We start from the raw sequence: 12,287 nt of genomic DNA, 5'->3' as shown, positions 1-12,287 counted from the left end.
GCCCGTGATGCATACTTCTGGCGCAGGCAGCTCGGATCCTCTGGTCGACACGGCAGCAGACACCACGGCAGCAGGCGACACCACCAAGCACATCTTCGTGACCGGTGGTGTCGTTTCGTCTTTGGGCAAGGGTCTGACCGCGGCAAGTCTCGGCAACCTGCTCACCGCCCGCGGCCTGCGGGTGGTCATGCAGAAGCTCGACCCGTACCTGAACGTGGACCCCGGCACGATGAACCCCTTCCAGCACGGCGAGGTGTTCGTGACCGACGACGGCGCCGAGACCGACCTCGACATCGGCCACTACGAGCGGTTCCTCGACGTCGACCTGAACCAGGCCGCCAACGTCACCACCGGCCAGATCTACTCGCGCGTGATCGCACGCGAACGCGCCGGCGAGTACCTCGGCGACACCGTGCAGGTGATCCCGCACATCACCGACGAGATCAAGCGCCGCATGCGCCTGCAGGCCGACGCCGACCCCAAGCCCGACGTGATCATCACCGAGGTGGGCGGCACGATCGGCGACATCGAGTCGCAGCCGTTCATCGAGTCCGCACGTCAGATCAGGCACGAACTGGGCCGGCAGAACGTGTTCTTCGTGCACGTGTCGCTGCTGCCGTACATGGGCGCGTCGGGCGAGCAGAAGACCAAACCCACCCAGCACTCCGTCGCAGCCCTGCGCTCGATCGGCATCCAGCCCGACGCACTCGTGCTGCGCAGCGACCGGCCGGTTACCGAAGCCAACAAGCGCAAGGTCGCGCTGATGTGCGACGTCGATGAGCGCGCCGTGGTCAACGCCGTCGACGTGCCGAGCATCTACGACATCCCCTCGATGCTGCACGACCAGGGCCTGGACGGCTACATCGTGCGCACGCTCGGTCTGAACAAGGCCCGAGAGGTCGACTGGACGCGGTGGGAGCAGGTGCTGCGCGCCGTGCACAACCCGAAGCACGAGGTGACGATCGGTCTGGTCGGCAAGTACATCGACCTCCCCGACGCGTACCTGTCGGTCACCGAGGCGCTGCGTGCGGGTGGATTCGGGCAGGAGACCCACGTGAACATCCGGTGGATCCCCTCGGATTCGTGCGAGACCCAAGAGGGCGCGCAGACGAACCTGTCGAGCCTGGACGGCATCGTGGTGCCCGGCGGCTTCGGCATCCGCGGCATCGAGGGCAAGCTCGGCGCGCTGCGGTTCGCGCGTGAGCAGGGCATTCCGACCCTGGGCATCTGCCTCGGCCTGCAGTGCATGGTCATCGAGTACGCGCGCAACGTCGCCGGCATCGTCGGGGCCTCCTCCAGCGAGTTCGATCCCGACACCGCCGACCCGGTGATCGCCACGATGGCAGAGCAGGTCGACATCATCGCCGCCGGCGACATGGGCGGCACGATGCGGCTCGGCCTGTACCCGGCCGACCTCGCCGAGGGGTCGCTGGCTGCCGAACTCTACGGCGCGGACTCGGCCTCTGAGCGCCACCGCCACCGCTATGAGGTCAACAACGCGTACCGCGACCGTCTCGCGGCGGCGGGGCTCTCGTTCTCGGGCCTGTCGCCGGATCACCATCTCGTCGAGTACGTGGAGCTGCCGCGCGACGTGCACCCGTACTACATCGCCACGCAGGCCCACCCCGAGCTGCGATCGCGTCCGACCGCTCCGCACCCGCTGTTCCGCGGACTGGTGGGGGCGGCGCTGGAGCGCCACCAAGCCGGCGAACTGTTCACCGATGACAACGATGACTGACCCGCGCGTGTATGAGACCGGCACTGCGGCCTCGGCGCTGCGCGACGAGCCGGTGACCGCCGATGTGATCTCCAGCGAGCTCGTGTTCCGTGGGCGGGTGTGGGACGTGCGCCGCGACACGTTCGGCTACAACGACCAGCAGCTGGTGCGCGAATACGTCGCCCACACGGGGGCTGCGGCGGTGGTGGCACTGGACGATCAGGAGCGGGTTCTGCTGATCCAGCAGTATCGGCATCCCATTCGCCACCGTGACTGGGAGATCCCGGCCGGGCTGTTGGATGTCGCCGGCGAGCCGGCCGAGCAGGCCGCGCGTCGGGAGCTGGCCGAAGAGGCCGACATGGCCGCCGAGGAGTGGTCGGAGCTGGCGAGCGTGTTCACCACGCCCGGCGGCAACGACGAGGTCGTGCACATCTTTCTGGCCCGCGGGCTCTCCGCCGTCGACGCCGATTTCGCGCGCGACGCCGAAGAGGCCGACATCCGGGTCGAATGGGTGCCGCTGAACGACGCCGTGACCGCGGTGCTCGAGGGGCGCATGCGCAACGGCATCCTCTCGGTCGGCCTGCTCGCGGCCGCGGAACGGCTGCGACGCGGGGTGTGAGATGCGGCTGGACCGGGCGGTGGATGCGTTCCTGCGTCACATCACGGTCGAGCGCGGACTGAGCCAGAACACGATCGCCGCCTATCGCCGGGACCTCGGCGGATACATCGAATGGATGCGGCAGCACGGCGCCGAGGATTCGCAGGCGGTGACCGCGGCCCTCGTGGCGGAGTTCATCGCGGCCCGGGGTGCGGCGGTGCCGCGGCCTGCGGCATCCAGCCTCGCGCGTCTGCAGTCCTCGGTGCGCAGCCTGCACCGCTTCCTGACCCGCGAAGGCATCGACACCGCCGACCCGACCGGGCGGATGCATCCGCCCAAGCTGCCGCAGCGGCTGCCCAAGGCGCTCACGGTCGACCAGGTCGAGAGGCTGCTGGCCGCCCCCGACCCGAACGAGCCGATCGGACTGCGCGACCGTGCGCTGCTCGAGCTGCTGTACGCGACCGGGGCGCGGGTGTCTGAGGCAGTGCAGCTGGATGTCGACGACGTCGGCCACGGCGACGTGCTGCGCGTGCGCGGCAAGGGCTCGAAGGAGCGGGTGGTGCCGATCGGCGAGTACGCGCGTGACGCACTGGATGCCTATCTCACACGGGTCAGGCCGGCGCTCGCGGCGCGCGGCAGGGCCACGCCGCGACTGTTCCTGGGGGTGCGCGGGGCACCGCTGTCGCGGCAGAGCGCGTGGCTGGTGATCCGCCAGGCGGCAGAGCGCGCGCAGCTGAGCGCGCACGTGTCGCCGCACACGCTGCGCCACTCGTTCGCCACCCACCTGCTGCAGGGCGGTGCCGACGTGCGCGTGGTGCAAGAGCTGCTCGGTCACGCGTCGGTGGCCACGACGCAGATCTACACCCACGTCAGCGTCGACGCCCTGCGCGATGTGTACGCGACATCGCACCCGCGGGCCCGATGACGGTGCGAAACACGGGTCAGTATGCGACATCCCACTCGCAGACCCTGTGAACACGCGTCGGCATCGTTAGAATCGAGCGGACGACACGGACGAGAGCAGGAGACCGGTGGCGGGAAGCACGGCTAAGACGACGGCGGCCTCGAAGGGTGCGGGCACGGCTTCGGACGACGCTCCGCTGGGTCCCACGGGGCGCCCCTACCACGGGTTCGCCACCCCGCCGACGCTGTCGACGCACGGACCTGCGCGGATCATCGCGCTGTGCAACCAGAAGGGCGGCGTGGGCAAGACCACCACGACGATCAACCTGGCTGCGGCTTTGGCCAGCTACGGACGCAAGGTGCTGGCCGTGGACTTCGACCCGCAGGGCGCGCTGTCGGCGGGCCTGGGCATCGCCACCCACGATATGGCCACGATCTACGACCTGCTGCTGGATCCCAAGCGCGACGCGGGTGAGGTCATCGTGCCCACCGGCGTGGAGAACCTCGACCTGCTGCCGGCCAACATCGATCTGTCGGCGGCAGAGGTGCACCTGGTCAACGAGGTGGCCCGCGAGCAGATCCTCGCCCGCACATTGCGGTCGGTCAGCCCGCGGTACGACGTGATCCTGATCGACTGCCAGCCCTCGCTCGGCCTGCTGACGGTCAACGCGCTCACCGCCAGCCACGGCGTGATCATCCCGCTGGAGTGCGAGTTCTTCGCGCTGCGCGGCGTTGCGCTGCTGATCGAGACGATCGACAAGGTGCGCGACCGGCTGAACCCGTCGATCACGCTGGACGGGGTGCTCGCGACGATGTACGACCCGCGCACTCTGCACTCGCGTGAAGTGCTCGAGCGCGTCGTCGAAGCGTTCGGCCACGACGTGCTGGAGACCGTGATCGGGCGCACCGTGAAGTTCCCGGATGCCTCGGTGTCGGGCATGCCGATCACCGACTTCGCCCCCGAGCACCCGGCCGCTCAGGCATACCTGCGATTGGCGCGGGAGCTGGTCGACCGTGGCGCTGTCGCCTGAGACGGCGCCGGAAGGGCACGTGCCGTCGCCTGAGACGGCGCCCGCCGACGACGCCGGCTTCCGGGTGTCGCTGAGCGTCTTCGACGGTCCGTTCGACCTGCTGCTGACGCTGCTGAGCAAACACGAGCTCGACATCACCGATGTGTCGCTGTCGAAGGTGACGGGGGAGTTCATCGCGTATCTGCGCGAGCTGCAGTCCGATGACGAGCTGGAGGAGGCATCCGAGTTCCTCGTCGTGGCCGCGACCCTGCTCGACATGAAGGTGGCAGGTCTGCTGCCGCAGGGCGAGCTCGTCGACGCCGAATCGGTCGCGCTGCTCGAGGCGCGCGACCTGCTGTTCGCCCGGCTGCTGCAGTACCGGGCGTTCAAAGAGGTCTCGGTCTGGTTCGCCCGCTGCCTGCAGCGCGAAGACGTGCGGCACGCGCGGTCGGTACGGCTGGATGCGAAGTACCGGCGCAAGGCGCCCGAGCTGGCGTGGACGCTGTCGGCCGACGACTTCGCCGCCATCGCGGTGCTGGCCTTCGCGCCGAAGGAGATCCCGACCGTGGGGCTGGACCACCTGCACGCCCCGCTGGTGAGCATCCGCGAACAGGCTGCCGTCGTGGTGACCCTGCTGCGCGGGGCGGGTACGCTGTCGTTCCGGGAGCTGGTCGCCGGCGTGACCCAGACCGGGGTCGTGGTCGCACGGTTCCTGTCGGTGCTGGAGCTGTACCGCCGCGCCGCGCTCTCGTTCGAGCAGCTCGAGCCGCTCGGCGAGCTGACGCTGCGCTGGACCGCCGAGCGCTGGAGCGAAGAGAACCTGGCCACGTTGGGAGCCGACTATGACCGATGACGCGTCGCCTGTCACCGCAGGTTCGCTCGGCGACTCGCCGGCCGACCCGCCGGCCGACTCGCCGGCCGACCCGCCGACCCTCACGCAGAAGCTCGAGGCGATCCTCCTGATCGTCGAAGAGCCGCACAGCCTCGTGTCGCTGGCCACCGCCGTGGGGGCGCCGGTCCCGGCCGTTCGCCAGGCGATCGAGACGCTCGTGGCCGACTACGACGGCGAGGGCGCCGGACCCCGCCGCGGCTTCGAGCTGCGCGAAGTCGGCGGCGGCTGGCGGCTGTACGTGCGCGAAGAGCACGACGGGCTGGTCGCCGAGTTCGTGGGCACCCAGGCGCCTGCACGTCTGTCACAGGCGGCGCTGGAGACGCTGGCGGTCATCGCCTACAAGCAGCCCGTGTCACGCGGGCAGGTGGCTTCGATCCGTGCGGTCAACGTCGACTCGGTCGTGCGCACACTGCTCGCGCGGGGCCTGGTCACCGAGGTCGGAACCGACCCCGAGACCGGTGCGATCCTGTATGGCACCACCGATGCGCTGCTGGTGAACCTCGGGATCAACTCGATCGACGAGCTGCCGCACATCTCGCCGCTGCTCGACGACGTCGACACGGTCGGCTCGGATGGGCTGGACGATGCACGCGCACAGACATACCCGCAGAGAGGATTTCGACGATGACGGATGCCGAGGGCGTGCGCCTGCAGAAGGCCCTGGCACATGCGGGGGTGGCCTCGCGCCGCGTCGCCGAAGAGCTGATCGCCGCCGGCCGTGTGCGCGTGAACGGCACGGTGGTCGATGAGCTCGGCTCTCGGATCGACCCCGAGACCGACCTCATCGACGTGGACGGCGTCGCGGTGCAGCTGGACCAGACCAAGCGCTACGTGATGCTGAACAAGCCGACCGGCGTGGTCAGCTCGATGCACGATGACCGCGGCCGGACCGACCTGCGTCAGTACACGCGGGAGTGGGAGGAGCGGCTCTACAACGTGGGGCGATTGGATGTCGAGACCAGCGGCCTGCTGGTGCTCACCAACGACGGCGAACTCGCTCACATGCTGGCACACCCCTCGTTCGGGGTCACGAAGGTGTATATCGCGAAGGTGAGCGGAACCGTCACACCGCAGACGATCGGGCGTCTCACGCGCGGCTTCGACCTGGAGGACGGGCCCATCCACGCCGACAAGGCGCGGCTGCTGGACCGGTCGGGCGACACGAGCCTGGTCGAACTCACGCTGCATTCGGGGCGCAACCGCATCGTGCGGCGCATGATGGCCGCGGTCGGCCACCCGGTGATCGACCTCGTGCGCCGTCGGTTCGGACCGCTGCACCTGGGAACTCTCCCGGTGGGGGCGGTACGTGAGTTGACTAAAGTGGAACGCGGCGCGCTGCTCACCCTGTCGCGCCGTGAGCCTGCGGAACCCACTCCGCCGAAGGATGATCCGGAGACCTCGTGAGCGAAAAGACGGCCGTGCCTGCGCGGGGATCTGCGCGCACCTCGGGCACGGTGCGGATCGTGGGGTCGGGACTGCTCGGGGCCAGCATCGGCCACGCGCTGACGGCACGCGGAGTGGATGTCGCCCTGGACGACACCTCGCCTGCCGCGCTGCGTCTGGCCGTCGACTACGGCGCCGGTCGCGCCGCACGAGCCGACGACCGCCCGCGGCTTGTCGTGGTGGCTGTGCCCCCGGATGTCACCGCCGATGTGATCCAGCGCGAACTGGCCGCCTTTCCCGATGCGGTCGTCACCGACGTCGCCAGCGTCAAGCTCGAGCCGCTGCGCGCACTGCGTGAGCGCGGCGTCGACCTCACCCACTACATCGGCTCGCACCCGCTGGCCGGCCGTGAGCGCGGAGGGGCGATCTCAGCCCGCGCCGACCTCTTCATCGGCCGCCCCTGGGTGGTGTGCCGTGACGATGAGACGAGCCCCGCCGACCTGACTGTGGTCGAGGGCCTTGCGCTGGACTTGGGCGCGATGCCGATGGAGATGGACCCTGCCGAGCACGATCGTTCGGTGGCCCTGACCTCTCATGTGCCGCAGCTGGTGGCCAGCCTTCTGGCGGGCCGGTTCGTGGACGCGCCGGAAGGGTCGCTGCAGCTGGCAGGTCAGGGGGTGCGCGACACGACGCGCATCGCAGCATCCGCCCCCGAACTGTGGGTGCAGATCCTCTCCTCGAACGCGGCGCCCGTGGTCGACGTGCTCGATGCACTCGCCGATGATCTGGCCGGTGTCGCCGACGCGCTGCGCCGCCATGAAGCCCCCGGCTCGCGCCGGGCGGTGGCCGACATGATCCGCCGCGGCAACGAAGGCGTCGACCGTCTGCCCGGAAAGCACGGCCAGAACCGCCGCTTCGACCAGGTGGTCGTCATGGTCGACGACACCCCCGGGCAGCTCGGACGCCTGTTCGGCGAACTGGGCGACCTCGACGTGAACGTGGAAGACCTGCGCTTGGAGCATTCTCCCGGCGCCCAGTTCGGCCTGGCCGAGATCAGCGTGACCCCTGCCGCCGTGCGGCGCGCGGTGGACGGGCTGACCGAGCGCGGCTGGAAGATTGCGAGCAGCACCCTTGACTGACGTCGTCATCGTCGCCATCGACGGTCCGGCCGGCTCCGGCAAGTCGAGCGTGTCGAAGCAGGCCGCCCGTGAGCTGGGCTACGGCTATCTCGACACCGGAGCCGCCTACCGGGCTCTGGCCTGGCACGTCCTCGAGCAGGGCGCTGACACCGCCGACGCCGATGCGGTGCGTGCCGCGGCATCCCGATTCCCGTACGCCATCTCGCTGGACCCCGACCAGTACTGGGTGCGGGTGGGAGAGGCCGACGTCACCGAGGCGATCCGCGACCCGCGGGTCTCGTCGGCGGTCAGCGGGGTCGCGCGCGTGCCCGAGGTGCGCACGCAGGTCAACGCGCTGTTCCGACAGCTCGCGGCCGGCTCCGACCGACCGGGCGTGGTCATCGAGGGGCGCGACATCACGACAGTGGTCGCCCCCGACGCGCCGGTGCGCATCTTGCTCACGGCAGCTCCCGAGGTGCGCGCCGCGCGCCGTTCGGCGGAGCTTTCGGGCCAGGATGCCGCAGCCGTCGCCGCGGCGCTGCACAGGCGCGACGCCTCAGATTCGACGGTGGTCGACTTCCTCAACGCCGCAGACGGCGTCGAGGTCGTCGATTCCACCGACCTCGACTTCGCCCAGACCGTTGCCGCGGTGCTGGGCGTCATCCACCAGAAGCAGGAGAGTCCCCATGGGCGTTGACGACGAATACGAGGGCGGCCCCGACCACCTCGCCGAACGGCTCGCCGCCGTGGACGAGCAGCTCGCCGAGCAGCGCGCCCACGCGCTGCAGGCATCGCTGAGCGACTACGAACTCGAAGATGAAGACGCCGCGCTGCTGGCCGGCATCACCCTCGGCGAGGACGGCATCGAATATCTGCCGGCGCTGCCGGTGGTCGCCATCGTCGGTCGGCCGAACGTCGGAAAATCGGCGCTGGTCAACCGCATCCTCGGGCGGCGCGAAGCCGTCGTCGAAGACACCCCGGGTGTCACCCGCGACCGCGTGATGTACAAGGCCGAGTGGCTGGACCGTCAGTTCACCCTCGTCGACACCGGCGGGTGGGAGCCGGATGCGAAGGGCATCGACCGGTCGGTGGCCGCACAGGCCGAGGTCGCGATCGACCTGTCGGATGTCGTGCTGTTCGTCGTGGACGCCATGGTCGGGGCCACCTCGACCGACGAGCACGTCGTGCGACTGCTGCGCAAGTCCGGCCGGCCGACCTTCTTGGTGGCCAACAAGGTCGATGACGCGCGGCAGGAGCCCGAGGCGGCGGCCCTGTGGAACCTGGGGCTGGGGGAGCCGCACCCGGTCTCGGCGATCCACGGGCGCGGGGTGGCCGACCTGCTCGACGCGGTCGTGAAGAGCCTGCCCGACGAGTCCGCCGTCGCCAAGCAGGAGATCGGCGGCCCGCGCCGCGTCGCGATCCTGGGGCGGCCGAACGTGGGCAAGTCGTCGCTGCTGAACAAGGCCGCCGGTGAAGAGCGGGTGGTCGTCAACGAGCTGGCAGGCACCACTCGCGACCCGGTTGACGAGATCGTCGAGCTCGGCGGCAAGATCTGGCGCTTCGTCGACACCGCCGGCATCCGCCGCCGCGTGCACCTGCAGCAAGGCGCCGACTTCTATGCGTCGCTGCGCACCTCCGCCGCGCTGGAGAAGGCCGAAGTCGCCGTCGTCGTGCTGGATGTCTCGCAGCCGATCAGCGAGCAGGACGTGCGCATCATCGACATGGTGCTCGAGTCCGGCCGCGCACTGGTGCTCGCGTACAACAAGTGGGACGTGCTCTCCACGGCCGAATTCGAGGACAGCGAGCGGCGCCGGTACCTGGAGCGTGAGATCGAACAGGACCTCGCCCACGTCGCGTGGGCGCCGCGGGTGAACATCTCGGCGCGCACCGGCCGTCACCTCGACAAGCTCGTGCCGGCGCTGCAGACGGCGCTGGACTCGTGGGACACCCGCATCCCGACCGGCAAGTTCAATGCATTCCTGGCCGAGCTCGTCGCCGAGCACCCGCACCCGCTGCGCGGCGGAAAGCAGCCGCGCATCCTGTTCGGCACGCAGGCCGGCACCCGACCGCCGACGTTCGTGCTGTTCACGACAGGGTTCCTCGACCCCGGTTACCGGCGGTTCATCCAGCGCCGGCTGCGCGAGCTCTACGGTTTCGAGGGGTCGCCGATCGTGGTCAACATGCGCGTGCGCGAGAAGCGCCAGCGTTGAACACGTGCGTCGCCACGTGACGCGTGCGCGCCGCGGCATCCTTGCCGTGTGACAGTCTGGAACGGTGAGGATCGAGTATCCCGAGTTCGGTGCGCATCGGCGTCCAGAGGGTCCGCGCGACCCCGGCGACGCCTGGGTCATCACCGACGAAGGCGAGCGGTACTGGGGGCGCTATGGCGCGGCCGGGCTGCTCGCCTATGACCGCTCGCGCGGAGTGCTGCTGCAGCATCGCGTGTCGTGGAGTCACCACGGCAACACGTGGGGGCTGCCCGGCGGCGCGCGGCATCAGGGTGAATCAGCCTGCGACGGCGCACTGCGCGAAGCGCAAGAAGAGGCGGGCGTGCCCGATGACGCCGTGCGAGCGCGGCTGGAGAGCGTGCTGGACCTCGACGTGTGGACCTACACGACGCTCGTGGGCGACGTCGTGGAGCCGTTCGAGCCGGTGATCAGCGACCCCGAGAGCCGGGCGCTGGAGTGGGTTGCGCTCGATGAGATCACGGGCCGACCGCTGCACCCCGGCTTCGCCGACGCGTGGCCGCGGCTGCGCGCGCTGCTCGAGGTGCGTCCGGCGGTCGTCGTGGATGCGGCCAACGTCATCGGCTCGGTGCCCGACGGGTGGTGGCGCGACCGTGCCGGAGCCGCCGCACGCCTCATCGAGCGCGTGTCGAGCCTGGCCGTGGCCGGTGTGGACGCCTCAGCCCTCGATCTTGCAGAGCAGACCTGGTTCCCGGAATTCTCGGTGGTCGTCGAGGGCCAGGCGAAGGCGGTGGATGCCGCAGCCGACGGCGTGCGGATCGTGCGGGCAGCCGCATCCGGCGACGACGCCATCGTCGACGAGGCGCGGCGCCTCGTGGAGTCGGGGCGCCAGGTCAGCGTCGTGACCAGCGACCGCGAGCTGACCGATCGGTCACGCGCGCTCGGCGCCGAGGTGCACGGCACGCGCTGGCTGCTCGACCTGCTGCCGGCCGCGCCGTAGCCGCAGGGCGCCGGCGTCGAACCAGGGATTCTTGGTGAGACCAGGGATTCTTGGTGAGAGCGGGCGTGATGGTGCCCGCGCAACGGTCAGCGCCCGCGCAGCCGGTCGATGTCGCGGCGCTCACGCTTGGTGGGCCGACCCGCCCCGCGGTCGCGCTGTGCGATCACCGGTGCCGGGTCGCGCGCCGGGGTGCGGTCTTCGAGGGCGGTCGCCGCCACGGCCGCGCCCACGCGCTTGGCGATCGTCTGGCGCACCACGAGGATGCGGTCGAACCCGGCGATCCGCACGCGCAGCTCATCTCCGGGCCGCACGGCCTGAGCGGCCTTGACCCGTTCGCCGTTGACCCGCACGTGTCCTGCTCGGCAAGCAGTCGTCGCGGCCGATCGCGTCTTGTAGATCCGCACCGCCCAGAGCCAGGCATCCACCCGAACCGTGTCAGCCATGCGCGAGCTCCACAGGCACCGCGCCGCCGCCCACCGCAGGCACGACGAGGGAGGGCACGGAGCCCGCCCCACGGGCGATTGACGACATCGGCGGCACGTGCTCCATCGTAGGCGCGCGCCCGGACCACTCAGCCCGTTTGCTCGTCGAGCAGCAGCTGCACGATCGCGAGGTCGGGTTTGGGTCTGGCGACCTCTGCGAATCCCGCGGCCAGGAACACCGACAGGATGCCGATGTACAGATCGTTCGTGTGCCGCTTCGAGACAGGCACATCGACCGGATACGCCTCGATCGCCCGCGCGCCGTTCGCCCGGGCATGCGCGACGGCCGCCTCGAGCAGACGGTGGTTGAGCCCTTGCCCACGGAATTCGCGCCGGATGACGAAACACGTCACCGCCCACACGTCCGGATCGTCCCAGGCGAGCGGCGATGCCGCGAACGCGCGCGTGTAGGCGAGCCTGGTCTGCGCGGTGCGCGGCCCGACGCGGACCCACCCGGCGGCTTCGCCGTCGACGTACGCGATGAGGGCGGGGGAGACGGGAGCGCCGATCTCGTGGCGCAGCATCTCTTCGCGGTCGGTGCGGGAGGTGTTCTGCCAGTCCTTGTTGCGCAGCATCCACCATTGGCACTGGCAGGCGGCGCCGTCACCGCCGCCGCTGAGCGCGTGCTGCACGTCGTCGAAGCGATCGGCCGTGGCCGGTTGGATCGTGATCGTAGACATGCACGAGACGGTAGTAGGGACGTCGGACATCGACAAGAGTCGGGAGCTCAGGGTCGACGACGCCATTGTCGCCGACGTGGTCAGCCTACGGTCGCACGCGTCGAACCCGGGTAACGTTTGCGCATCGTTGTCGGGTGGATGCCGCGGCTCGCCGCCGATCCATCGCCGGTTTCGCGCGGCCTGCCCGGACGGGTTAGGATGGTGGAGTTGTCCGCTTCGGCGAGCAACGGGATGTGGCGCAGCTTGGTAGCGCACCTGACTGGGGGTCAGGGGGTCGCAGGTTCAAATCCTGTCATCCCGACAGAAAAGGCCCGGAAT

The 12,287-nt window shown here is 70.0% G+C and carries 13 protein-coding genes and 1 tRNA gene; 12 read left to right on the top strand and 2 right to left on the bottom strand.

Features of this window, described 5'->3' with window-relative positions; genetic code table 11:
* Positions 1–7: 7 nt before the first annotated feature.
* The 11 genes from pyrG (at position 8) to QU603_RS10295 (ending at position 10,807) form a co-directional block, all read left to right on the top strand.
* On the top strand, positions 8–1,738 hold the full coding sequence (gene pyrG, locus QU603_RS10345) for a CTP synthase (RefSeq protein WP_308493998.1): 1,731 nt from the start codon (positions 8–10) through the stop codon (positions 1,736–1,738).
* Positions 1,722–2,336, top strand: coding sequence for an NUDIX domain-containing protein (locus QU603_RS10340; RefSeq protein WP_370655297.1), 615 nt, complete (start codon positions 1,722–1,724; stop codon positions 2,334–2,336). The genes pyrG and QU603_RS10340 overlap by 17 nt, the downstream gene beginning before the upstream one ends.
* A 1-nt stretch (position 2,337) precedes the next feature.
* The gene (gene xerD / locus QU603_RS10335) at positions 2,338–3,240 is read left to right on the top strand and encodes a site-specific tyrosine recombinase XerD (RefSeq protein ID WP_308491309.1); all 903 of its coding nucleotides are present in this window, start codon (positions 2,338–2,340) and stop codon (positions 3,238–3,240) included.
* A 175-nt stretch (positions 3,241–3,415) separates the two neighbouring features.
* The gene (locus QU603_RS10330) at positions 3,416–4,249 is read left to right on the top strand and encodes a ParA family protein (RefSeq protein ID WP_308493996.1); all 834 of its coding nucleotides are present in this window, start codon (positions 3,416–3,418) and stop codon (positions 4,247–4,249) included.
* The gene (locus QU603_RS10325) at positions 4,233–5,081 is read left to right on the top strand and encodes a segregation and condensation protein A (RefSeq protein WP_370655296.1); all 849 of its coding nucleotides are present in this window, start codon (positions 4,233–4,235) and stop codon (positions 5,079–5,081) included. Before QU603_RS10330 ends, QU603_RS10325 begins: the two co-directional genes overlap by 17 nt.
* The gene (gene scpB / locus QU603_RS10320) at positions 5,071–5,748 is read left to right on the top strand and encodes an SMC-Scp complex subunit ScpB (RefSeq protein ID WP_308491307.1); all 678 of its coding nucleotides are present in this window, start codon (positions 5,071–5,073) and stop codon (positions 5,746–5,748) included. Before QU603_RS10325 ends, scpB begins: the two co-directional genes overlap by 11 nt.
* On the top strand, positions 5,745–6,524 hold the full coding sequence (locus tag QU603_RS10315) for a pseudouridine synthase (RefSeq protein WP_308491306.1): 780 nt from the start codon (positions 5,745–5,747) through the stop codon (positions 6,522–6,524). The genes scpB and QU603_RS10315 overlap by 4 nt, the downstream gene beginning before the upstream one ends.
* Entirely contained in the window at positions 6,521–7,642 is a 1,122-nt protein-coding gene (locus QU603_RS10310) for a prephenate dehydrogenase (RefSeq protein ID WP_308491305.1), read from the top strand. The genes QU603_RS10315 and QU603_RS10310 overlap by 4 nt, the downstream gene beginning before the upstream one ends.
* The gene (cmk, locus tag QU603_RS10305; protein ID WP_308491304.1) at positions 7,635–8,318 is read left to right on the top strand and encodes a (d)CMP kinase; all 684 of its coding nucleotides are present in this window, start codon (positions 7,635–7,637) and stop codon (positions 8,316–8,318) included. The genes QU603_RS10310 and cmk overlap by 8 nt, the downstream gene beginning before the upstream one ends.
* Complete coding sequence (der, locus tag QU603_RS10300) at positions 8,308–9,831, top strand: ribosome biogenesis GTPase Der (protein WP_308491303.1); 1,524 nt, start codon at positions 8,308–8,310, stop codon at positions 9,829–9,831. The genes cmk and der overlap by 11 nt, the downstream gene beginning before the upstream one ends.
* Before the next feature lie 64 nt (positions 9,832–9,895).
* Positions 9,896–10,807 carry an NUDIX domain-containing protein gene (locus tag QU603_RS10295; RefSeq protein ID WP_308491302.1) on the top strand — a complete coding sequence of 304 codons (912 nt, stop codon included), beginning with the start codon at positions 9,896–9,898 and terminating at the stop codon, positions 10,805–10,807.
* Between the two features lie 86 nt (positions 10,808–10,893).
* Here QU603_RS10295 and QU603_RS10290 read toward each other — a convergent pair whose 3' ends face one another.
* Both QU603_RS10290 and QU603_RS10285 read right to left on the bottom strand, forming a co-directional pair.
* Entirely contained in the window at positions 10,894–11,250 is a 357-nt protein-coding gene (locus tag QU603_RS10290; RefSeq protein ID WP_308491301.1) for an RNA-binding S4 domain-containing protein, read from the bottom strand.
* Positions 11,251–11,378: 128 nt separating this feature from the next.
* Positions 11,379–11,969 carry a GNAT family N-acetyltransferase gene (locus QU603_RS10285; protein WP_308491300.1) on the bottom strand — a complete coding sequence of 197 codons (591 nt, stop codon included), beginning with the start codon at positions 11,967–11,969 and terminating at the stop codon, positions 11,379–11,381.
* A gap of 227 nt (positions 11,970–12,196) precedes the next feature.
* Here QU603_RS10285 and QU603_RS10280 point away from each other — a divergent pair.
* Positions 12,197–12,270: transfer RNA gene (locus tag QU603_RS10280), tRNA-Pro, on the top strand.
* Positions 12,271–12,287 lie beyond the last annotated feature (17 nt).

It is taken from the genome of Microbacterium terrisoli (genome assembly GCF_030866805.1).
GTDB lineage: Bacteria > Actinomycetota > Actinomycetes > Actinomycetales > Microbacteriaceae > Microbacterium > Microbacterium terrisoli.
Note: the sequence above shows the minus strand (reverse complement) of the source record. Positions and strands in the feature narration are given on the sequence as shown.

Excerpts from the sequence above, each read along its gene's own strand:
- QU603_RS10315 (WP_308491306.1), top strand. The coding sequence starts at position 5,745 with ATGACGGATGCCGAGGGCGTGCGCCTGCAGAAGGCCCTGGCACATGCG.
- scpB (WP_308491307.1), top strand. The coding sequence starts at position 5,071 with ATGACCGATGACGCGTCGCCTGTCACCGCAGGTTCGCTCGGCGACTCG.
- xerD (WP_308491309.1), top strand. The coding sequence starts at position 2,338 with ATGCGGCTGGACCGGGCGGTGGATGCGTTCCTGCGTCACATCACGGTC.
- der (WP_308491303.1), top strand. The coding sequence starts at position 8,308 with ATGGGCGTTGACGACGAATACGAGGGCGGCCCCGACCACCTCGCCGAA.
- QU603_RS10290 (WP_308491301.1), bottom strand. The coding sequence starts at position 11,250 with ATGGCTGACACGGTTCGGGTGGATGCCTGGCTCTGGGCGGTGCGGATC.
- QU603_RS10340 (WP_370655297.1), top strand. The coding sequence starts at position 1,722 with ATGACAACGATGACTGACCCGCGCGTGTATGAGACCGGCACTGCGGCC.
- pyrG (WP_308493998.1), top strand. The coding sequence starts at position 8 with ATGCATACTTCTGGCGCAGGCAGCTCGGATCCTCTGGTCGACACGGCA.
- QU603_RS10285 (WP_308491300.1), bottom strand. The coding sequence starts at position 11,969 with ATGTCTACGATCACGATCCAACCGGCCACGGCCGATCGCTTCGACGAC.